The organism is Pseudomonas sp. Pseusp49, from assembly GCF_059491875.1.
Genome location: NZ_CP168514.1, coordinates 4,495,010 through 4,517,247 on the forward strand (window position 1 = coordinate 4,495,010; position 22,238 = coordinate 4,517,247).

Annotated in this window: 19 protein-coding genes; 10 read left to right on the forward strand and 9 right to left on the reverse strand. The window is 60.1% G+C overall.

Annotated elements, in window-relative coordinates; genetic code table 11:
* Nucleotides 1-73 precede the first annotated feature (73 nt).
* The 6 genes from cysG to ACEN83_RS20150 all read right to left on the reverse strand — a co-directional run bounded on the left by cysG (nucleotide 74) and on the right by ACEN83_RS20150 (nucleotide 7,712).
* Nucleotides 74-1,468 (reverse strand): siroheme synthase CysG, encoded by a 1,395-nt coding sequence (gene cysG, locus ACEN83_RS20125; RefSeq protein ID WP_495578215.1) that lies wholly within the window; start codon nucleotides 1,466-1,468, stop codon nucleotides 74-76.
* Nucleotides 1,469-2,749 carry a serine--tRNA ligase gene (gene serS, locus ACEN83_RS20130; RefSeq protein ID WP_015094401.1) on the reverse strand — a complete coding sequence of 427 codons (1,281 nt, stop codon included), beginning with the start codon at nucleotides 2,747-2,749 and terminating at the stop codon, nucleotides 1,469-1,471.
* A 16-nt stretch (nucleotides 2,750-2,765) separates the two neighbouring features.
* Nucleotides 2,766-3,140: a fluoride efflux transporter CrcB gene (gene crcB, locus ACEN83_RS20135; RefSeq protein ID WP_008049383.1), complete on the reverse strand. Its 375-nt coding sequence runs from the start codon at nucleotides 3,138-3,140 to the stop codon at nucleotides 2,766-2,768.
* Complete coding sequence (locus ACEN83_RS20140) at nucleotides 3,140-4,462, reverse strand: replication-associated recombination protein A (protein WP_015094400.1); 1,323 nt, start codon at nucleotides 4,460-4,462, stop codon at nucleotides 3,140-3,142. The genes crcB and ACEN83_RS20140 overlap by 1 nt, the downstream gene beginning before the upstream one ends.
* 148 nt (nucleotides 4,463-4,610) lie before the next feature.
* Complete coding sequence (lolA, locus tag ACEN83_RS20145; RefSeq protein ID WP_008049385.1) at nucleotides 4,611-5,234, reverse strand: outer membrane lipoprotein periplasmic chaperone LolA; 624 nt, start codon at nucleotides 5,232-5,234, stop codon at nucleotides 4,611-4,613.
* Nucleotides 5,235-5,300: 66 nt separating this feature from the next.
* A complete protein-coding gene (locus tag ACEN83_RS20150) occupies nucleotides 5,301-7,712 on the reverse strand; it encodes a DNA translocase FtsK (RefSeq protein WP_495578216.1) in 2,412 nt (803 codons plus the stop codon).
* Nucleotides 7,713-8,005: 293 nt separating this feature from the next.
* On the opposite strand from ACEN83_RS20150, the gene trxB reads away from it, so the two are divergent.
* The 4 genes from trxB to infA all read left to right on the forward strand — a co-directional run bounded on the left by trxB (nucleotide 8,006) and on the right by infA (nucleotide 10,803).
* A complete protein-coding gene (trxB, locus tag ACEN83_RS20155) occupies nucleotides 8,006-8,965 on the forward strand; it encodes a thioredoxin-disulfide reductase (RefSeq protein WP_495578217.1) in 960 nt (319 codons plus the stop codon).
* Nucleotides 8,966-9,027: 62 nt separating this feature from the next.
* A complete protein-coding gene (gene aat, locus ACEN83_RS20160; protein WP_116581439.1) occupies nucleotides 9,028-9,708 on the forward strand; it encodes a leucyl/phenylalanyl-tRNA--protein transferase in 681 nt (226 codons plus the stop codon).
* 57 nt (nucleotides 9,709-9,765) lie between these two features.
* Nucleotides 9,766-10,473: an arginyltransferase gene (locus ACEN83_RS20165; RefSeq protein WP_495578218.1), complete on the forward strand. Its 708-nt coding sequence runs from the start codon at nucleotides 9,766-9,768 to the stop codon at nucleotides 10,471-10,473.
* Between the two features lie 111 nt (nucleotides 10,474-10,584).
* Entirely contained in the window at nucleotides 10,585-10,803 is a 219-nt protein-coding gene (gene infA, locus ACEN83_RS20170) for a translation initiation factor IF-1 (RefSeq protein ID WP_002553999.1), read from the forward strand.
* 240 nt (nucleotides 10,804-11,043) lie between these two features.
* Here infA and clpA read toward each other — a convergent pair whose 3' ends face one another.
* Both clpA and clpS read right to left on the reverse strand, forming a co-directional pair.
* Nucleotides 11,044-13,314 (reverse strand): ATP-dependent Clp protease ATP-binding subunit ClpA, encoded by a 2,271-nt coding sequence (clpA, locus tag ACEN83_RS20175; protein WP_007972069.1) that lies wholly within the window; start codon nucleotides 13,312-13,314, stop codon nucleotides 11,044-11,046.
* Nucleotides 13,315-13,344: 30 nt separating this feature from the next.
* Nucleotides 13,345-13,707, reverse strand: coding sequence for an ATP-dependent Clp protease adapter ClpS (gene clpS / locus ACEN83_RS20180; RefSeq protein ID WP_015094394.1), 363 nt, complete (start codon nucleotides 13,705-13,707; stop codon nucleotides 13,345-13,347).
* A 223-nt stretch (nucleotides 13,708-13,930) separates the two neighbouring features.
* Here clpS and cspD point away from each other — a divergent pair, with 223 nt between their 5' ends.
* Nucleotides 13,931-14,185 (forward strand): cold shock domain-containing protein CspD, encoded by a 255-nt coding sequence (cspD, locus tag ACEN83_RS20185; RefSeq protein WP_007972067.1) that lies wholly within the window; start codon nucleotides 13,931-13,933, stop codon nucleotides 14,183-14,185.
* A gap of 80 nt (nucleotides 14,186-14,265) precedes the next feature.
* Here cspD and icd read toward each other — a convergent pair whose 3' ends face one another.
* Complete coding sequence (gene icd, locus ACEN83_RS20190; protein WP_007972065.1) at nucleotides 14,266-15,522, reverse strand: NADP-dependent isocitrate dehydrogenase; 1,257 nt, start codon at nucleotides 15,520-15,522, stop codon at nucleotides 14,266-14,268.
* A gap of 493 nt (nucleotides 15,523-16,015) precedes the next feature.
* Between icd and ACEN83_RS20195 the strand changes: the two genes are divergently transcribed.
* The 5 genes from ACEN83_RS20195 (at nucleotide 16,016) to purB (ending at nucleotide 22,210) form a co-directional block, all read left to right on the forward strand.
* Nucleotides 16,016-18,241 carry an NADP-dependent isocitrate dehydrogenase gene (locus ACEN83_RS20195; protein ID WP_495578219.1) on the forward strand — a complete coding sequence of 742 codons (2,226 nt, stop codon included), beginning with the start codon at nucleotides 16,016-16,018 and terminating at the stop codon, nucleotides 18,239-18,241.
* 214 nt (nucleotides 18,242-18,455) lie between these two features.
* Nucleotides 18,456-18,902 carry an NUDIX hydrolase gene (locus ACEN83_RS20200; protein WP_495578220.1) on the forward strand — a complete coding sequence of 149 codons (447 nt, stop codon included), beginning with the start codon at nucleotides 18,456-18,458 and terminating at the stop codon, nucleotides 18,900-18,902.
* 59 nt (nucleotides 18,903-18,961) lie between these two features.
* A complete protein-coding gene (mnmA, locus tag ACEN83_RS20205) occupies nucleotides 18,962-20,095 on the forward strand; it encodes a tRNA 2-thiouridine(34) synthase MnmA (protein ID WP_116581356.1) in 1,134 nt (377 codons plus the stop codon).
* Complete coding sequence (gene hflD, locus ACEN83_RS20210) at nucleotides 20,092-20,715, forward strand: high frequency lysogenization protein HflD (protein WP_495578221.1); 624 nt, start codon at nucleotides 20,092-20,094, stop codon at nucleotides 20,713-20,715. Before mnmA ends, hflD begins: the two co-directional genes overlap by 4 nt.
* 124 nt (nucleotides 20,716-20,839) lie before the next feature.
* The gene (gene purB / locus ACEN83_RS20215; protein ID WP_007972090.1) at nucleotides 20,840-22,210 is read left to right on the forward strand and encodes an adenylosuccinate lyase; all 1,371 of its coding nucleotides are present in this window, start codon (nucleotides 20,840-20,842) and stop codon (nucleotides 22,208-22,210) included.
* Nucleotides 22,211-22,238 lie beyond the last annotated feature (28 nt).

Consider the following 22,238-nt stretch of genomic DNA (forward strand, 5'->3'; position numbering starts at 1 on the left):
CTACACGGGTAAGGTGTACACCTTGTAGGAGCTGCCGAAGGCTGCGATCTTTTTCCAACAAACACTACAGATCTCAAACCTGTGATTGAGCCCCTTCGAACCACGCCAGCTTCTCGCGCAGTTGCACCACTTCACCCACGATCACCAGCGTCGGCGCATGCACTTCATGCTCCGCCACCAATCGTGGCAAGTCGGCCAGGGTTCCAGTGAAGACACGCTGATTGACCGTGGTGCCCTGCTGGATCAACGCCGCCGGGGTATCAGCACCGCGACCGTGCTTGATCAGTTGCTCGCAGATGATCGGCAAGCCCACCAGCCCCATGTAGAACACCAGCGTCTGTGCCGGCGCGACCAGATCGGCCCACGGCAAATCGGTTGAGCCGTCCTTCAGGTGCCCGGTGACAAAGCGTACCGATTGCGCGTAATCGCGGTGGGTCAGCGGAATCCCGGCATAGGCCGCGCAACCACTGGCCGCCGTGATCCCCGGCACGACCTGGAACGGGATGCCATGGGCCGCCAGCTCTTCGATCTCCTCGCCGCCACGACCGAAGATGAACGGATCGCCGCCCTTCAGTCGCACCACGCGCTTGCCCTGTTTGGCCAAGTCCACCAATTGCTGGTTGATCTGATCCTGCGGCACCGCGTGATCGGCACGGCGCTTGCCAACGTAAACCCGCTCGGCGTCGCGACGGCACAGTTCGAGAATCGCCGGCGCCACCAGACGGTCGTACAGCACCACGTCCGCTTGCTGCATCAGACGCAGTGCCTTGAACGTCAGCAGATCGGGATCACCTGGCCCTGCGCCCACCAGATAGACCTCACCGGTCGCCACGGGAGCTTCACCATCGATTTTCGCCTGGAGCAAACGCTCGGCTTCAGCGCCCTGCCCGGCCAGTTGCCGATCGGCAACCGGGCCCTGGAAAACATCTTCCCAGAATGCCCGACGCTGCTGCACATCCGGAAACAGGCCTTTGACCTGATGACGAAAACGCGCCGCCAGGCCGGCCAGTTGACCGTAGGTGGAAGGAATCCAGGTTTCGATCTTGGCGCGGATCAAGCGTGCCAGCACCGGCGCATCGCCACCGCTGGACACAGCAATGATCAATGGGGAGCGGTCGACGATGGCCGGGAAGATCACGCTGCACAGGGCCGGCGCGTCCACCACGTTGACCGGCACGCAACGCCGATGGGCATCGGCGGAGACTTGTGCGTTCAGCGCTTCGTCGTCGGTGGCGGCAATGATCAGCCCGCAACCGTCCAGATCCGCCTCGGCGTAGCCACGCAACAGGCACTCGCCACCGCTGCCGGCAACCAGTTCGCGCAGTTGTGCTTCGATTTCAGGTGCAACCACCCGCAGCAGCGCACCGGCATCGGCCAGCAGGCGGGATTTGCGCAAGGCAATTTCCCCCCCACCGACGACCAACACACGACTGCCGCGAAGGTTGTGAAACAGCGGCAGATATTTCATTTAGCCGATGACCTCAAGGCCACCCATGTACGGCTTGAGGACTTCAGGGACACGGATCGAACCGTCGGCCTGCTGATAGTTCTCCAGCACCGCCACCAGGGTGCGACCCACTGCCAGGCCGGAGCCGTTCAGGGTGTGTACCAGTTCCGGCTTGCCGGTTTCCGGGTTGCGGAAGCGCGCCTGCATGCGGCGGGCCTGGAAGTCGCCACAGTTGGAGCACGACGAGATTTCGCGGTACTTGTCCTGGCTCGGGATCCACACTTCCAGGTCGTAGGTCTTGACCGCGCTGAAACCCATGTCGCCGGTGCACAGCGCCAGGGTGCGGTAAGGCAGCTCAAGCAGTTGCAGGACTTTCTCGGCGTTGGCGGTCAGGCCTTCCAGCGCTTCCATCGATTTCGACGGCTCGACGATCTGCACCATTTCAACCTTGTCGAACTGGTGCTGACGGATCATGCCGCGGGTGTCACGACCCGAAGCGCCGGCCTCACTGCGGAAGCACGGCGTGTGGGCGACGAACTTGATCGGCAGCAGTTTCGAATCGACGATTTCGCCGGCGACAATGTTGGTCAGCGACACTTCGGCGGTCGGGATCAGGTACAGGTCGGCCTCGCCTTCGCGAGCGATCTTGAACAGGTCTTCCTCGAACTTCGGCAGTTGACCGGTGCCTTGCAGCGCCGGGGCCTGGACCAGGTAAGGCGTGTAGGCCTCCTCGTAGCCGTGCTCGGTGACGTGCAGGTTGATCATGAACTGCGCCAGGGCCCGGTGCAGACGGGCGATAGGGCCACGCAGCAGGGCGAAACGGGCACCGGACAGCTTGGCGGCGGTTTCGAAGTCCAGCCAGCCGAACTTCTCGCCCAGGGCCACGTGGTCCTGAACCGGGAAATCGAAGGCAGTCGGCGTGCCCCAACGGCGCACTTCGACGTTGCCGTCTTCGTCTTCGCCAACCGGCACGGATTCGTGCGGCAGGTTGGGAATGCCCAGCAGGATCGAGTCCAGTTCGGTCTGGATCGCGTCCAGTTCGACTTTACCGGCGCTCAATTCGCCCGCCATGCGCTCGACGTCCGCCATCAGCGGCGCGATGTCTTCGCCGCGCTGCTTGGCCTGACCGATGGATTTGGAACGCGCGTTACGCTCAGCCTGCAGTGCTTCGGTGCGGGTCTGGACGGTCTTGCGCTGTTCTTCCAGCGCTTCGATGCGCGCAACATCCAGCACAAAGCCACGGGATGCCAGGCGGTCCGCTACGTCCTGAAGGTTGCTACGTAACAGTTTGGAATCGAGCATGTCGGTTTCTCGTTTATCAAAGTTTGGTCAAGGACAGGCCGGCCCAGGTGGCAAGCAGCCCGCCGAATACGCTGAGTGCCGCATAGCCCAGGGCCAGCGGCACTTGCCCGCTTTCCAGCAGGCGCACCGTATCCAGTGAAAAGGATGAAAAAGTCGTCAGCCCCCCGAGGAAGCCGACCATCAACCCGGCGCGCACCTCGATGGGTACCTCCGGGCGTATCAAAAACAGACCGTATAGAACGCCGATCAGCAAACAGCCCACGATATTAACGGCCAGCGTCGCGGTATAGAAGTGCCGCGGCCAATTCGCGTTGATCCAGTTACCCGTGGCAAAGCGCAACAGCGTGCCGGCCATCCCGCCGACGGAAACCGCAACGATCAAGGGAAGCACTATTTTCTCCGCTGCCGAGGGCTTAAACGGTCGAGTTTTGCCAGGTGGTTGAGTTTTTCGCCGATCTTCAACTCCAGGCCACGGGGCACGGGCTGATAGAACGGAATAGGGTCGAGTTCTTCGGGGAAATAGTCTTCCCCGGCAGCGTAGGCATCCGGTTCGTCGTGGGCATAACGGTATTCGTCGCCGTAGCCCAATTGTTTCATCAGCTTGGTCGGCGCGTTGCGCAGGTGCAGCGGCACTTCCAGCGAGCCGTGTTCGGCGGCGGCGCGCAGCGCGGTCTTGAAGCCCATGTACACCGCGTTGCTTTTCGGCGCGCAGGCCAGATAGGTGATGGCCTGGGCCACCGCCAGCTCGCCTTCCGGGCTGCCAAGACGCTCCTGCACTTCCCACGCCGCCAGGCACAGGCTCAGGGCGCGCGGGTCGGCGTTGCCGATGTCTTCGCTGGCCATGCGCACCACACGCCGGGCCAGGTACAGCGGGTCGCAACCGCCGTCGATCATGCGCGCGAACCAGTACAGCGCGCCGTCGGGGTTGGAGCCGCGCACCGATTTGTGCAGCGCGGATATCTGGTCGTAGAAGGCTTCGCCACCCTTGTCGAAGCGTCGACGGGTGTCGCCGAGCAGGCTTTGCAGGAGCTCGGTGCCGATTTCGCTGTTGTCTTCGGCCAGGTCCGAGGCGTTCTCCAGCAGGTTGAGCAGGCGTCGACCATCGCCGTCCGCGGCCGACAGCAGCATCTGGAAGCCTTCATCGCTGAGGGTCAGGTTGCGCTTGCCCAGGCCCCGTTCTTCGGTCAGCGCGCGCTGCACCAGTTTGCGCAGGGCCGCTTCGTCCAGGCTTTTCAGCACGTAGACACGCGCCCGCGACAGCAAGGCGTTGTTGAGTTCGAACGAAGGGTTTTCCGTGGTCGCGCCGATGAAAATCAGCGTACCGTCCTCGACATAAGGCAGGAACGCGTCCTGTTGGGACTTGTTGAAACGATGCACTTCGTCGACGAACAGAATGGTGCGGCGGCCGTACTGCGCGGCCTGCTGCTTGGCGATTTCCACCGCCTGACGGATCTCCTTGACCCCGGCCAGTACCGCCGAGACCGTTTCGAAGTGTGCATCCGAGACTTCCGCGAGCAATCGCGCCAGGGTGGTTTTGCCCACGCCGGGCGGGCCCCAGAAAATCATCGAATGCAGGGCACCCTGCTCCAGCGCTTCGCGCAAGGGCTTGCCGCGAGCGAGCACGTGTTCCTGACCGACGTACTCGTCCAGATTGGCCGCGCGCAGGCGGGCGGCCAAGGGCTGGGCGATGGGGGTGCTGCGAAACAGGTCCATGACTATCTACAAAACCTCACTGGTTCTCCATCCCCTGTAGGAGCGAGCCTGCTCGCGATGGACGTTAACGATAACGCTGGCAGCCTGACACCCAGCGGTGTCCTTGAGTCCATCGCGAGCAGGCTCGCTCCTACAGGGGTTCTGCGTTTTATTCCTGGATCACGTCCGCCCCTTTAGGGATGTCGAACTTGAACTTGGACGCCGGGATCGGCTCGTTGGCTTTCACCCCGGTGAACAGGATATTGGTGCGCTGGCCGACACTGTCGATCAGTTGCATGTCGTTGACCAGACCATTGCGGAACGACAGGCGCAGGCTGTCGAACAGGGTGTCCTTGGTCTTGGGCTTCAAGGTGAAGTCAATCACGCCGCCGGCTTCCTTGGCGCTGATGTCGAAGCTCTGGCTGATCTTGGACACGTCACCGGACAGCAGCAAGGCCGGGGTCTGGGTCAGGCGCTGGTCGAGGTTCTTGATGGTGGCCTGTTCCAGGTCCGGGTCCCACAGGGTGACTTTCTTGCCATCGGAGATCATGGTCTGCTCGGCCGGCGCATCAGTGTGCCAGTAGAACAGGCCCGGACGCTGCAGGGACATCTCGCCGGCGGTTTCCTGCAACTGGGTGCCGGTGCCATCAAGGGTCAGTTGCGAGAAACGCGCCGTCAGGGTCTGGGATTTTTCCAGCAGTTGGGTCAGGCGTGCCACGTCCTTGTCATCGGCGTTAGCCTGGAGCGTGGTCAAAGCCAGTACCGGCAGCAACAGCATGCGGATCAGACGCATGGGAGTCCTCATAACATTCGTGGGAGTGAGAGCGGCGCCAAAGGGCACCACCCTTTCATATTCGGGTCAGTCGCGCACCGGGCCGGGGGCCAGGACTTCACGCGAACCGTTGGTGTTCATGGACGTCACGACCCCGGCCATTTCCATGGCTTCGATCATGCGCGCGGCGCGGTTGTAGCCGATCTTGAGCTTGCGCTGAACCGCGGAAATGGAGGCGCGACGGCTTTCCAGCACGAACTGCACCGCTTCGTCGTACAGCGCGTCGGCCTCGGGATCGTCACCGTCGCCGCCCCCGCTGCTGCCTTCGAAGCCGCTGCCCGCCTCTTCGACGCCATTGAGGATGTCGTCGTTGTATTCCGGCGCGCCCCGCAGCTTCCAGGCCTCCACCACGCGGTGAACCTCATCGTCGGACACGAAGGCACCGTGGACACGAATCGGCAGACTGGTGCCCGGCGGCATGTACAGCATGTCACCGTGGCCCAGCAGTTGCTCGGCACCGCCCTGGTCGATGATGGTCCGCGAGTCGATCTTGCTCGACACCTGGAACGCCATGCGGGTCGGGATGTTGGCCTTGATCAGACCGGTGATTACATCCACCGACGGGCGCTGGGTCGCGAGGATCAAGTGGATACCGGCCGCACGCGCCTTCTGGGCGATACGGGCGATCAGCTCTTCAACCTTCTTGCCGACGATCATCATCATGTCGGCGAATTCGTCGACCACCACCACGATGGTCGGCAGCTTTTGCAGGAGCGGCGCTTCGTCGTGGATGCTTTCGCGCTTGTACAGAGGATCGCTCAACGGCTCGCCCGCGTCCTGGGCTTCCTTGACCTTGGCGTTGAAGCCAGACAGGTTGCGCACGCCCATCTTGGCCATCAGCTTGTAGCGTCGCTCCATCTCGGCAACGCTCCAGCGCAGGGCGTTGGCGGCGTCCTTCATGTCGGTGACCACCGGGCACAGCAGGTGCGGAATGCCCTCGTAGATCGACAGTTCCAACATTTTCGGGTCGATCATGATCAGCTTGGCGTCTTCCGGGCCGGACTTGAACAGGATCGACAGGATCATCGCGTTCACGCCCACCGACTTACCGGAACCGGTGGTACCGGCCACCAGCAGGTGCGGCATCTTCGCCAGGTCGGTGATGACCGGTTTGCCGCCGATATCGTGGCCCAGGGCCAGGGTGACCGGGGATTTGAAGTTATCGTACTCGGGGGTCGACAACACCTCGGAGAAACGCACGATCTGCCGGTCTTCGTTGGGAATCTCGATACCGACCGTGGTCTTGCCCGGAATCACTTCCACCACGCGCACGCTGGTCACCGCCAGGGAACGGGCCAGGTCTTTGGCCAGGTTGGCGATGCGGCTGACCTTGACGCCGGCGGCGGGCTGGATTTCGTATCGGGTAATCACCGGACCCGGGTGGATCGAGTCCACGGTCACTTCGACGCCGAACTCTTTGAGCTTGATTTCCAGCAGGTGGCCGACCGCCGCCAGGGATTCGGGCGAATAATTGAGCTGTTTCTTTTCCGCGGGATCGAGAATCGAGATCGGCGGCAAGGTGCCTTCCACGGCGCTGTCGACGAACAGGGGCGCCTGTTTCTCTTTTTCGACGCGTTTGCTCGGTGCGGCCGGTTTTGGCGGCGCGGGTGCAATGACCGGCGGCACCTGCTTCTCACGCTCGGACATGTGCTTGCTCAGGGCCTGCTCACGCTCGATCAACCGCTCCTTGACCTTGGCCTGCTCGCGCTTGTCGGTGACGCTCGGCGCAACCACTTCATCCATACGGTCATCGACTTCACGCAACTGGGCGACCAGCTGTTTGCGCTCGGTACGGGCCGCCCACCAGCGATTGGCCGCGCCCTGGAACAATTCGAACAGGTCGAGGGTGATCTTGCCGGTGATGTCCATCACCTTGAACCACGACAGGTCGGTAAACACCGTCAGGCCGAACAGGAACAACGCGATGAACAGCAGCGTACTGCCCTGGATATTCAGGGCGTTCCTCGCCAGTTCGCCGAGGCTTTCCCCCAGCGCACCGCCTGCACCGGCCGGCAGACCGGTCGCGGCATGGAAATGGATATGGGCCAGCGCGGCCCCCGACAGCACCAGGAACACCAGGCCGATCAGGCGCCAGGAGAACAGCCAGCCGCTCCACTGCCACGGTTCGTGACGCTGGCGGAAGATCTGGTACGCCTTGACCGCCAGCAGCAACGGGAAGATGTAGGCGAAGTAACCCAGCACCATGAACAGGATGTCGGCGCTGTAGGAGCCCGCGGGCCCGCCGAAATTCTGCACGTCGTCGATCTTGCTGTTATGGCTCCAGCCCGGATCATCCTTGCCATAGGTCAGCAAGGCCATCATCAGGAACAGGCACAGGGCACCGATGGCGATCAGCGCACCTTCCTTGAGTCGGTAGTGCAAGTGCTGGCGCCAGAGCGGAACGACGGCTGGTTTAGGTGCTGCGGTGGATTTCTTCAAAACGCTACTTTTCCTGCGCCAATGGCGCGTCCATCTGTTGAAAGTCTAAAAACTGCCCAATCCAGGCAGGTAAAAAAGTTAACACACGTAACCGGGACTACTTTTAACACTGCGCCCCGGTTTTTATAAACACGGTGCGCACTGAATATATGTAACACGCAGGGCATTGTACGGGTTTGTACGCACGACGCCATGCTTGAGACCCTTGGGTGTAGCATAGTCAACAGCACATGACATGCTATTCAATTTGAGCATGCATTGTCTTTTGTGACAAAGGCTTATGAGGTGTTTTTATGAGCGAAGCGAAGCATTCCCGCCTGATCATCCTGGGCTCCGGCCCTGCCGGTTACAGCGCAGCCGTTTATGCCGCCCGCGCCAACCTCAAGCCCGTTGTCATTACCGGCATACAGGCAGGTGGCCAGCTCACCACCACCGTCGAAGTCGATAACTGGCCAGGCGACGTCGAAGGCCTGACCGGCCCCGTGCTGATGGAGCGCATGCAAAAACACGCCGAGCGCTTTGCCACCGAGATCGTTTACGACCACATCCATACCGCCAAGTTGCAACAACGGCCGTTCGAACTGATCGGCGATGGCGGCACCTACACCTGCGACGCCCTGATCATTGCCACCGGCGCCTCCGCGCAATACCTGGGCCTGCCGTCGGAGGAAGCCTTTGCCGGCAAAGGGGTGTCGGCGTGCGCGACCTGTGACGGGTTCTTCTATCGCAACCAGGTGGTCGCGGTGGTCGGCGGTGGCAATACGGCGGTCGAAGAAGCGTTATACCTGTCGAACATCGCCAGGGAAGTGCACCTGATCCATCGACGCGACAAACTGCGCTCGGAGAAAATCCTCCAGGACAAACTCTTCGAAAAAGCCGCCAACGGCAATATCCGGCTGCATTGGAACCAGAATCTGGACGAAGTGCTCGGCGATGCCAGTGGCGTGACCGGTGCCCGCCTGCGGGACAGCCAAACGGGTGAAACCAAAGAGCTGCCGCTGGCCGGGGTGTTTATCGCCATCGGCCACAAACCCAACACCGACCTGTTCATCGGGCAACTGGAAATGCGCGACGGCTATCTGCTGGTCAAGGGCGGCAGCGAAGGCGATGCTACCGCCACGGCGATTGCAGGTGTGTTTGCCGCCGGCGACGTGGCCGATCATGTTTATCGCCAGGCCGTTACGTCTGCCGGGGCCGGTTGCATGGCGGCGCTGGACGCCGAAAAATACCTCGACGACATTCCTGCCGTTTGAAGGCAAACTTTATGGCGGGCCAATGCCCGCCACTGCCCTCCCCTTCTGCAAGCCCGGATGCCATGCTGACTTGGTTACAACGCAACACCTTGCATTTCCCACCGCTGGAAAAGGCCATGCGCGACCCCAACGGGCTGCTGGCTGCCGGTGGCGACCTGTCCGCCGATCGGCTGATCTCGGCTTATCGCCATGGCTGCTTCCCATGGTTTTCCGAAGGCCAGCCGATTCTCTGGTGGTCGCCGGACCCGCGCACGGTTCTGTTTCCCGACGAATTGCACGTCTCGCGCAGCCTGAACAAACTGCTGCGCCAGCAACGCTATCAAGTGACCTTCGACCAGGACTTCGCCGCCGTCATTCGCGCCTGTGCGGCGCCCCGGGATTACGCCGACGGCACCTGGATCACCGAAGCGATGCAAGAGGCCTACATCGAACTGCACAGGCGTGGTCACGCGCACTCGGTGGAAGTGTGGGACGGGGACGAACTGGTCGGCGGCCTGTATGGCCTGGCGATGGGGCAGTTATTTTTTGGCGAGTCGATGTTCAGCCGCGCTGACAACGCCTCTAAATTCGGCTTTGCCACCCTGGTCCGGCATCTGAAAGACTCGGGTTTTGTACTGATCGATTGCCAGATGCCCACCGATCACCTGCACAGCCTGGGCGCCCGAGCGATACCCCGCCGCGAATTTGCGAGCTATCTGGTCAGACACCTTGACCAACCCAACACCGCCACCTGGGTTTGCTGAGCGACTTTCTCCCGCGTGGCTTACACTTATTCAAAAGCATTATCCCGAGGGTTGATCATGACCGAGTTGGCGCGTTTGAAGTTCTATGCCACTCAGCCGCACTCTTGCAGTTATCTGCCCGATGAGCAGGCCACAACCCTGTTCCTCGACCCTAGCCAGCCCATGGATGTGCATGTCTATGCAGACCTGTCGGAGATGGGGTTTCGTCGCAGTGGCGATCATCTCTACCGGCCGCATTGCCAGAATTGCAATGCCTGCGTTCCGGCGCGCATTCCCGTGGGGCCGTTCACGCCCAACCGGCAACAGAAACGCATCTTCAAGCGCAACACGGACTTGCAGGTGCGTCCGGCCAAGCCCTGCTTCAACGAAGAGTACTTCGAGCTTTACCAGCGCTACATCGAACAGCGTCACGCCGATGGCGACATGTACCCGCCCAGTCGCGACCAGTTTTCGACCTTCCTGGTGCGGGACCTGCCGTTTTCACGGTTTTATGAATTCCGCCTGAACGGTCAACTGCTGGCCGTTGCCGTCACCGATTTGCTGCCGAACGGTATTTCGGCGGTCTACACCTTCTACGAACCATCCGAAGAGCGCCGCAGCCTTGGGCGCTATGCAATCCTGTGGCAAATCGCCGAGGCCCGGCGACTGGGACTAGAGGCGGTCTACCTCGGCTACTGGATCAAAAACTGCAAAAAAATGAATTACAAGACTCAATATCGCCCCATTGAGTTGCTGATTAATCAGCGCTGGGTGGTTCTAAACTAGAGCCGGCCCTAAACCCCTTGGCTTAAACCCCACTTTTCGGGCACAATGCACGCCGCTTTTGCCTGGCGCAGTTGCACCGGGCCATTCATTGGACACCGAGGGCTTTACTGCATGTCGAAAGAAGACAGCTTCGAAATGGAAGGCACTGTCGTCGACACCCTGCCCAACACCATGTTTCGTGTGGAGTTGGAAAATGGGCACGTCGTAACCGCGCACATCTCCGGCAAGATGCGCAAGAACTACATCCGTATTCTTACCGGCGACAAAGTGCGCGTAGAGCTGACTCCCTATGACTTGAGCAAAGGGCGCATCACTTACCGCGCCCGCTAATCTGGTCAATACAAGACGCCCGGCATATGCCGGGCGTTTTTGTTTGTGCGGGATTTGACCCACTCTCGAATTCCTGACACTGATCCCCTGTAGGAGCTGCCGCAGGCTGCGATCTTTTGACTTTGATTTTTTTAAAAACAAGATCAAAAGATCGCAGCCTGCGGCAGCTCCTACAAGGGGGATTCGTGTTCAGATAACAAAAAGGCGCCTTTCGGCGCCTTTTTGCATTGCTTCCAAACGTCAGGCCATCTCGGCCGTGGTCTCGAACTCGAAGGTCAGCTCGCCATCCTTGATGTCGATGTGCACCACACCGCCATGCTCGGCCAGTTCGCCAAAGAGAATCTCCTCCGCCAGTGGACGCTTGATCTTGTCCTGGATCAGGCGAGCCATTGGGCGAGCACCCATCGCTGCATCGTAGCCACCCTCGGCCAGCCAGCTGCGGGCCGCATCGGTGACTTCCAGCAACACTCGCTTGTCTTCCAGCTGCGCCTGAAGCTCGGTAAGGAACTTGTCCACCACGCTCTTGATGACCTCATGGCTGAGGCGACCAAACTGGATGATGGTGTCCAGACGGTTGCGGAATTCCGGCGTGAAGCTCTTCTTGATCACTTCCATCGCATCGGACGAGTGGTCCTGGAAGGTGAAACCGATCGAAGCACGAGCCGCTGTCTCGGCACCGGCGTTGGTCGTCATGATGACGATCACGTTACGGAAATCCGCCTTGCGCCCGTTGTTATCGGTCAAGGTACCGTGGTCCATGACCTGCAGCAGCAGGTTGAAGACTTCCGGATGCGCTTTCTCGATCTCATCGAGCAACAGCACGCAGTGTGGCTGCTTGGTGATGGCTTCGGTCAGCAGACCGCCCTGGTCGAACCCGACATAGCCCGGAGGCGCACCGATCAGACGCGATACGGTGTGGCGCTCCATGTACTCGGACATGTCGAAGCGAATCAGCTCGACACCCAGCGCCTTGGCCAACTGACGCGCCGCTTCGGTTTTACCGACACCGGTAGGCCCTGCGAACAGGAACGAACCGACAGGCTTGTCAGGGGACTTGAGGCCGGCACGGGACAACTTGATCGCGGTTGCCAGCGAGTCGATCGCGGCATCCTGACCAAATACGGTCAATTTCAGGTCACGCTCGAGGTTACGCAGCAGTTCCTTGTCGGAGCTGGTGACGTGTTTTGGTGGAATCCGCGCGATTTTCGCGACGATGTCTTCGACCTGAGGCACTTCGATGCGTTTAACGCGCATCTCGACCGGTTGCAGGCGCTGGTAGGCACCCGCTTCGTCGATGACGTCGATCGCCTTGTCCGGCATGTGACGATCGTTGATGTAACGCGAAGCCAGTTCGGCAGCCGCGCGCAGGGCTTCATCGCTGTATTCGATATTGTGATGGCTTTCGAAACGCCCCTTCAGGCCGCGCAGAATGCCAATGGTGTCTTCCACCGAAGGCTCCGACACATCGACCTTCTGGAAACGCCGGGCCAAGGCACGGTCCTTCTCGAAGATGCCGCGGAATTCCTGGAAGGTGGTCGATCCGATGCAACGGATATCACCCGAGGACAGCAGCGGCTTGAGCAGGTTCGAGGCATCCATGACACCACCGGACGCAGCACCCGCACCAATGATGGTGTGGATCTCGTCAATGAACAGGATCGCCTGCGGCCGTTTCTTCAGTTCATTGAGCAACGCCTTGAAGCGCTTCTCGAAATCGCCACGATACTTGGTACCGGCTAGCAAGGCACCCAGGTCGAGGGAGTAAACCACGCTGTTGGCCAGCAGGTCCGGCACCTGGTTGTCGACAATGCGCTTGGCCAGGCCTTCGGCAATCGCGGTTTTACCCACGCCCGCCTCGCCCACCAACAGCGGGTTGTTCTTGCGCCGACGTGCCAGGATCTGTGCGACACGCTCGACTTCCAGCTCACGCCCCACCAACGGATCGATACGACCCTGGCGCGCGAGTTCGTTGAGGTTGCTGGCATAAGCATCCAGGGGATTGCCCGAGGAAGAAGACTCACCGCCCTCGTCGTCCTGCATATCTTGCTCACCTTCAGAGTGATCGCCATGCCCCGGCACCTTGGAAATGCCATGGGCGATGTAGTTGACGACATCTATGCGGGCAACGCTCTGCTGTTTCAGCAGGAACACTGCCTGACTCTCTTGCTCACTGAAGATCGCGACCAGCACGTTGGCACCAGTCACTTCGCGTTTGCCCGAGCTCTGTACGTGAAACACAGCACGTTGCAGGACACGCTGGAAGCCCAGGGTTGGCTGGGTTTCGCGATCCTCGTCATGCACGGGGATCAATGGCGTGGTGGAGTCGATGAACTCCTGCAGGTCATGCTTGAGTTTGTCGAGGTTTGCGCCGCACGCACGCAAAACGGTGGCGGCAGCCTCATTGTCCAATAGGGCCAGCAGGAGGTGTTCGACGGTCATGAACTCATGACGCTTCGAACGGGCTTCCTTGAAGGCAAGATTGAGGGTGACTTCGAGCTCGCGGTTTAACATAGCTTCACCTCATACCCAAGTGGTCGGCGATTAACCGTCCTTCTCGATTTCACAGAGTAGCGGATGCTGGCTTTCCCTGGCGTACTGGTTGACCTGCATGGCCTTGGTCTCCGCGATGTCGCGGGTAAACACTCCACATACTGCCCGCCCTTCTGTATGGACGGCCAGCATGACCTTGGTCGCCAGCTCGCGATTCAGGTTAAAAAACACCTCGAGCACTTCGACGACGAAATCCATCGGTGTGTAGTCATCATTGAACAAAACCACCTTGTACATCGGCGGCGCCTGTAGAGCAGGCTTTGCCTCCTGAACAGCAATGCCTGCGGAATCGTCGTCGTGTAAATCAGGGCGATCCTGATTGAATGTTAGTCGAATCTGGCTGATTGCATGCATGGAAAGAAAGGTTCGTCAGTTGTTCAAATACAGTGGTGGGGGCGGCTATCAGCGATTTCAACTCCGACTGCCGGTCAGCTTGACTATCGGCAAAAGGGTGTTACAACCAATAGAGCCCACAGTGGGTAAAAAAGGTCCGCGGAGTCAAACTTATTTACAGGTTCGACTGCGGATGTAGTGGATGATACTCCAGTGATGGAGTCTGTTGCAGAGGGAGTTGGGTATGGCAGTCGGCAAGGTGAAGTGGTTCAACAACGCCAAGGGTTACGGTTTCATCAACGAGGAAGGCAAGACAGAAGATCTGTTTGCCCACTACTCGGCCATTAAAATGGAAGGTTATAAAACCCTGAAAGCCGGGCAAGCTGTCGTATTCGACATCATCCAGGGCCCCAAAGGTCTTCACGCGGTCAACATCGGCAACCCGGTAGATGCCTCGAAAGCCGCGACACAGTCACCTGAGCAGACCGTTTCGGTTTAATATCGCCGCGTCATCCAGTCATAAAAAAACCGCCTGACTCAACTTCTTGAATCAGGCGGTTTTTGTGTGCCTGCGTTTTCTTACATGTGCGAGATCAGCGCATCACCGAAACCGGAAGACGACACCAGTTTCGCGCCTTCCATCAGACGCTCGAAATCATAGGTCACGGTCTTGGCGGAAATCGCGCCATTGGTGCCCTTGATGATCAGGTCGGCCGCTTCGGTCCAGCCCATGTGGCGCAGCATCATTTCAGCGGAGAGGATCAGCGAACCCGGGTTGACCTGGTCCTTGCCGGCGTACTTCGGCGCCGTACCGTGGGTGGCTTCGAACATGGCCACGGTGTCGGACAGGTTGGCACCCGGAGCGATACCGATACCGCCCACTTCCGCCGCCAGGGCGTCGGAGAGGTAGTCACCGTTCAGGTTCAGGGTCGCGATCACATCGTACTCGGCCGGGCGCAGCAGGATCTGCTGGAGCATGGCGTCGGCGATGGCATCCTTGACGATGACGTTCTTGCCGGTTTTCGGGTTCTTGAACTGCATCCACGGACCGCCGTCGAGCAGGGTCGCGCCGAATTCTTCAGCCGCCACTTCGTAGGCCCATTCCTTGAAGGCACCTTCGGTGAACTTCATGATGTTGCCTTTGTGCACGATGGTCAGCGAATCGCGATCGTTGTCGACCACATATTGCAGGGCCTTGCGCGCCAGACGCTTGGTGCCTTGCAGCGAAACCGGCTTGACACCGATACCGCAGTTCTCGTCGAAACGGATCTTGGTGACGCCCATTTCTTCCTTGAGGAACTTGATGACCTTGGTGGCTTCCGGCGTACCGGCCTTCCACTCGATGCCGGCGTAGATGTCCTCGGAGTTCTCGCGGAAGATGGTCATGTCGACGTCACCCGGCTTCTTGACCGGGCTAGGCACGCCTTCGAACCAGCGCACCGGACGCAGGCAGACGTACAGGTCGAGTTGCTGACGCAGGGCCACGTTCAGCGAACGGATGCCGCCACCGACCGGGGTGGTCAGCGGGCCCTTGATGGAAACCACGTAATCCTTGACCGCGTCCAGGGTCTCCTGAGGCAGCCAGGTGTCCTGATCGTAGACCTGAGTCGCTTTTTCCCCGGCGTACACTTCCATCCAGGAAATCTTGCGCTCGCCACCGTAAGCCTTCTTAACAGCAGCATCGACAACCTTGATCATGACCGGGCTGATGTCGACACCAATGCCGTCGCCTTCGATGAAGGGGATGATCGGGTTATTAGGAACATTGAGAGAATGGTCTGCATTGACGGTGATTTTGTCGCCGACGGCTGGAACCTGAATCTTCTTGTAACCCATGCTGAACTCCATTGATTGGATTGAACATCTGGCTTGGTTCGAGCGTAACCCAGTTGAATCGGCGCGCAAACCCTATGTTCTATCCATATGCCGCAAAGCCGCACAACCAGCGGCTTACAAGCCTGAAAGCAAAGGGAAAAACGCCAAACTCAAGCACGACGAATGACCTTACGCCCTCCTCGCCCCTGCGACCTTTAGACCAATGGACGACATTCGTTGCGTATGAACCATCGGCAGATTGCCAGCTACCTATGTATAATGCCGCCGCTGACTAAAGGGTCACGACGGACTGAGCAGCTCTACGATGAGTGTTTACGCCCGATTAGCCGGTCTGTTACCGCAGCCCGACTGCATGACGCCCTACTGATGCACCCAACATCACAGCAACGAAACCTCGATATTCGGCTCATGGATGACTTTGAACGAACGCGCTTACCCGGCGCCCTCGAGTTTCTGCGCACGCTTTAGCAAAGAAGAGAGAGTTAATCCGAATATGCCCACCCGCTCGAAGATCATCTATACCTTCACCGACGAAGCTCCTGCCCTCGCCACCTATTCACTGTTGCCTATCGTAGAGGCCTTCACCGCCTCGGCTGATATCGCCGTTGAAACCCGCGATATCTCTCTTGCAGGGCGCATCCTGGCCAGCTTCCCCGAGCAACTGGGTGACAAAGCCGTAGCCGACCACCTCGCCGAACTGGGCGCCCTGGCCGTTACGCCTGAAGCCAACATCATCAAGCTGCCGAACATCAGTGCTTCGGTTCCACAACTGCAAGCCGCGATCAAAGAGCTGCAAGCCCAGGGCTACAACCTGCCGGACTACCCGGAAACCGTGACCTGCGACGCCGACAAAGAAGCCAAGGCGCGCTACGACAAGGTCAAGGGCAGCGCCGTGAACCCGGTTCTGCGTGAAGGCAACTCCGACCGCCGCGCCCCGCTTTCGGTCAAGAACTACGCGCGCAAGCACCCGCACAAAATGGGCGCTTGGGCCAAGGACTCCAAGTCCCACGTTGCACACATGAGCACCGGCGATTTCTACGGCAGCGAAAAAGCCGCCCTGATCGACGCCGCTGACGCCGTGAAAATCGAACTGATCGCTCAAGACGGCAGCGCCACCGTCCTGAAAGAAAAGACCAGCGTACAAGCCGGTGAGATCCTCGATTGCGCGGTCATGAGCAAAAACGCCCTGCGCAGCTTCATCGCCGCTGAAATCGAAGACGCCAAGGCACAAGGCGTGCTGCTGTCGGTTCACCTGAAAGCCACCATGATGAAGGTCTCCGACCCGATCATGTTCGGCCAGATCGTTGCCGAGTTCTATAAAGACGCACTGGCCAAGCACGCTGACGTGCTGGCACAGATCGGCTTCAACCTGAACAACGGCATCGGCGACCTGTACGCTCGCATCAAGGCCCTGCCTGCTGAACAGCAAGCGGCCATCGAAGCGGACATCCAGGCGGTCTACGCCGCTCGCCCTTCCCTGGCGATGGTCAACTCCGACAAAGGCATCACCAACCTGCACGTACCGAGCGACGTGATCGTCGACGCCTCGATGCCGGCGATGATCCGTGACTCCGGCAAGATGTGGGGCACCGACGGCCAGCTGCACGACACCAAGGCCGTGATCCCGGATCGTTGCTACGCCACCATCTACCAGGCCGTGATCGAGGATTGCAAAGCCAACGGCGCATTCGACCCGACCACCATGGGCAGCGTGCCGAACGTTGGCCTGATGGCGAAGAAAGCCGAAGAGTACGGCTCCCACGACAAGACCTTCCAGATCAAGGCTGACGGCGTAGTTCGCGTCACCGACAGTAAGGGCAACCTGCTGCTGGAGCAGTCGGTCGAAGCCGGCGACATCTTCCGCATGTGCCAGACCAAAGATGCACCGATCCAGGACTGGGTCAAACTGGCGGTCAACCGTGCTCGCGCCAGCAGCACGCCGGCGATTTTCTGGCTGGACCCAATGCGCGCCCACGACGGCGTGGTGATCGAGAAAGTTCAGGCCTACCTGAAGGATCACGACACCGCCGGCCTGGACATCCAGATCATGTCGCCTGTCGACGCCATGAAGTTCACCCTGCAGCGCACCCGCGAAGGCAAGGACACCATCTCGGTGACCGGCAACGTACTGCGCGACTACCTGACCGACCTGTTCCCGATCATGGAACTGGGCACCAGCGCCAAGATGCTGTCGATCGTGCCGCTGATGAACGGCGGTGGCCTGTTCGAAACCGGCGCCGGCGGTTCGGCGCCGAAGCACGTTCAGCAGTTGCTGGAAGAGAACTTCCTGCGCTGGGATTCGCTGGGTGAATTCCTGGCCCTGGCCGCGTCCCTGGAACACCTGGGCGTGACCTACAACAATCCAAAGGCGCTGGTACTGGCCAAGACCCTGGACCAGGCCACCGGCCAGTTCCTGGACAACAACAAGTCGCCATCGCGCAAAGTCGGCAACATCGACAACCGCGGCAGCCACTTCTACCTGGCGCTGTACTGGGCTCAAGCCCTGGCCGCCCAGACCGAAGACACTGCACTGCAAACGCAGTTCGCGACCCTGGCCAAAACCCTGACCGAGAACGAGGCGACCATCGTTGCCGAACTCAACGCCGTTCAGGGCAAGCCAGTGGACATTGGCGGTTACTACCACGCCGACGCCGAGCTGATCAGCAAGGCCATGCGTCCAAGCGCAACCTTCAACGCAGCGGTTGCAGCGTTGGTTTAAGGTTGTAAGGAAGCACCACCAACCCCGGCCATGTGCCGGGGTTTGTGTTTGTGGATTCACCCAAATTTATCTGTGGGAACCCGCCCCTGTGGGAGCTGGCTTGCCAGCGATGACGGTTTACCATTCAACAGCAATATTGGCTGACCCACCGCTATCGCTGGCAAGCCAGCTCCCACAGGGGTCGGGTTTCAATGCTCAAAACCGAGGACACTTCATGGACTGGAAACCCCACATCACCGTCGCCACCATCGTCGAAGACAACGGCCACTTCCTGATGGTCGAGGAACTCAAGCACGGTCGCGTGGTGCTCAACCAGCCCGCCGGCCATCTGGACCCTAACGAAACCCTGACCGAAGCCGCCGTGCGCGAAACCCTCGAGGAAACCGGCTGGGACGTCGAACCGACCGGCGTACTGGGCATTTACCTCTACACCGCCCCGAGCAACGGCGTGACCTACCAGCGAGTGTGCTTCATCGCCAAAGCGCTGAAACACCACCCCGACTATCAACTGGACGACGGCATAGTCGGCGCCAAGTGGTTGACCCGCGAGGAATTAATCGAGCAGCGCGACAACTGGCGCAGCGAGCTGATCATGCGCTGCATCGATGACTATCTGGCAGGCCAACACTTCGGCCTTGAATTGATCCGTCCTTCTCTTTAGCCATGCAGGCTCCGGCCTGTTAGAATCGCGTCCTTTTTCAAGACACTCATTGAATCCCTATGCGTGATCCAGCCCCTTCTGACACACAAAAGAAGCGCGTCATTGTCGGCATGTCCGGCGGCGTGGACTCTTCCGTTTCCGCCCTCCTGCTGATCGAGCAGGGTTATGAGGTGGAAGGCCTGTTCATGAAGAACTGGGAAGAAGACGATGGAACGGAATACTGCACCGCCATGGATGACCTGGCGGACGCCCAGGCCGTGTGCGACAAGATCGGCATCAAGCTGCACACCGCCAACTTCGCCGCCGAGTACTGGGACAACGTGTTCGAGCACTTCCTGGCCGAGTACAAGGCCGGACGCACGCCGAACCCGGACATCCTGTGCAACCGCGAAATCAAGTTCAAGGCGTTCCTCGACTACGCCATGGTGCTTGGCGCCGACCTGATCGCCACCGGCCACTACGTGCGTCGCCGCGACATCGATGGTCGCACCGAACTGCTCAAGGGCCTGGACCCGAACAAGGACCAGAGCTACTTCCTGCACGCCGTCGGCGGCGAACAGATCGCCAAGACCCTGTTTCCGGTCGGCGAACTGGAAAAACCGCAAGTGCGCGCGATTGCCGAGAAATACGAGCTGGCGACCGCGAAGAAGAAGGACTCCACCGGGATCTGCTTCATCGGCGAACGCCGTTTCAGCGATTTCCTCAAACAGTACCTGCCGGCACAACCGGGCGAGATCAAGACCACCGAAGGTGAAATCATCGGCCGTCATCACGGCCTGATGTATCACACCATCGGCCAGCGTCAGGGCCTGGGCATCGGCGGCCTGAAAGACGCCAGCGACGAGCCGTGGTACGTGTTGATCAAGGACCTGGAGCACAACGAGCTGATCGTTGGCCAGGGCAATGACCACCCGTGGCTGTTCTCCCGCGCCTTGCTCGCTTCCGATATCTACTGGGTCAACCCGATCGACCTGAGCCAGCCACGCAAGCTGACCGCCAAGGTTCGTTATCGTCAGAGCGACCAGCCCTGCACCCTGGAAAAAACCGCCACCGGTTATCGCGCGACCTTCGATGATCCGCAACGCGCGGTCACTCCAGGCCAATCCGTGGTGTTCTACGACGGTGAGATCTGCCTCGGCGGCGGCGTGATTGAAGTAGCCGAGCCGTGGACGAGCAAGGGCCAGGCCCTATGAACCCGATTCAGGAGCAACTGACAGCACTGGGCGGTGTGTTTCTCGCCGCCGTGCTGGTGGACAGGATTGCCAAGAGCGGCCAGACCAACGAGGCCGGCCTGAGCTGCATGCTCGGCAGCCTGCTGATCCGCGACCCCAAGGACACCCTGGAAGTCTATGGCGGCGATGACATCAACCTGCGTGAAGGCTATCGCGCCCTTGTCGGCGCCCTCGAGCGCGACCCGAGCGCCCTGCAGCGCGAGCCGCTGCGCTATGCCCTGGCGATGCTCGGTCTTGAGCGCCAACTGGCAAAACGTGGCGACATGCTCGAGGTGATCGGCAAGCGTTTACCGCAGATCCAGTCCCAGGTCGAACACTTCGGCCCAGCCCACGAAAACGTGATCGCCGCCTGTGGCGCGCTGTACCAGGACACGTTGAGCACCCTGCGCCAACGCATCCAGGTGCATGGCGACATGCGCAACCTGCAACAACCGAGCAACGCCTCGAAAATTCGTGCCCTGCTGCTGGCCGGCATCCGTTCTGCACGCCTGTGGCGGCAATTGGGCGGTCATCGCTGGCAGCTGGTGATCAGCCGTCGCAAATTGCTCAAAGAGCTTTACCCCTTGATGCGTAACGAATAACCCGCATCGACAGAACAGAACTTAGCAATACGCGTAATACGCCGGTCAGTTGGCGACGGACCGGCGGATTTTTTCATGTATGATACGCGCCCCATTTCGTTGCCCGACTGTCCGAGAACACCCCATGCAGCTCTCTTCGCTCACTGCGGTTTCCCCTGTTGACGGCCGCTACGCCGGCAAAACCCAGGCCCTGCGCCCAATTTTCAGCGAGTACGGCCTGATCCGTGCCCGCGTTCTGGTTGAAGTGCGCTGGCTCCAGCGCCTGGCCGCTCACCCTGCCATCAGCGAAGTGCCGGCGTTCTCCGCCGAAGCCAACGCTGTGCTCAACACCCTGGCGGAAAACTTCTCTCTGGAGCACGCCGAGCGCGTCAAAGAGATCGAGCGCACCACCAACCACGACGTCAAGGCCATCGAATACCTGCTCAAAGAGCAAGCGGCCAAGCTGCCGGAACTGGCCAAGGTCAGCGAATTCATCCACTTTGCCTGCACCAGCGAGGACATCAACAACCTGTCCCACGCCCTGATGCTGCGCGAAGGCCGTGATGACGTGATGCTGCCGCTGATGCGCCAGACCGCCAACGCCATCCGCGAACTGGCCATCCGCTTCGCCGACGTGCCGATGCTGTCGCGCACCCACGGTCAACCGGCCTCGCCGACCACCCTGGGCAAAGAACTGGCGAACGTGGTTTACCGCCTGGAGCGCCAGATCGCTCAAGTCGCTGCCGTTCCGCTGCTGGGCAAGATCAACGGCGCTGTCGGCAACTACAACGCCCACCTGTCGGCCTACCCCGAGATCGACTGGGAAGCCAATGCCCGCGCCTTCATCGAAGACGAACTGGGCCTGGGCTTCAACCCGTACACCACGCAGATCGAACCGCACGACTACATTGCCGAGCTGTTCGACGCGATCGCTCGCTTCAACACCATCCTGATCGACTTCGACCGCGACATCTGGGGCTACATCTCCCTGGGTTACTTCAAGCAGCGCACCATCGCTGGCGAAATCGGTTCGTCGACCATGCCGCACAAGGTCAACCCGATCGACTTCGAAAACTCCGAAGGCAACCTGGGCATCGCCAACGCACTGTTCCAGCACCTGGCGAGCAAGCTGCCGATCTCCCGCTGGCAGCGCGACCTGACCGACTCCACCGTACTGCGCAACCTCGGCGTCGGCTTCGCCCACAGCGTGATCGCATACGAAGCCAGCCTCAAGGGCATCAGCAAGCTTGAGCTCAACGAGCAGAAGATCGCCGCCGACCTGGACGCTTGCTGGGAAGTATTGGCCGAGCCGATCCAGACCGTGATGCGTCGCTACAACATCGAAAACCCGTACGAAAAACTGAAAGAACTGACCCGCGGCAAGGGCATCAGCCCTGAAGCGCTGCAGACTTTCATCGACGGCCTGGACATGCCAGCCGCCGCCAAGGCCGAGCTGAAACTGCTCACCCCGGCGAACTACATCGGCAACGCTGTAGAGCAAGCCAAACGCATCTGATCGATCGCTAGACCCTTTGAAGACGCCC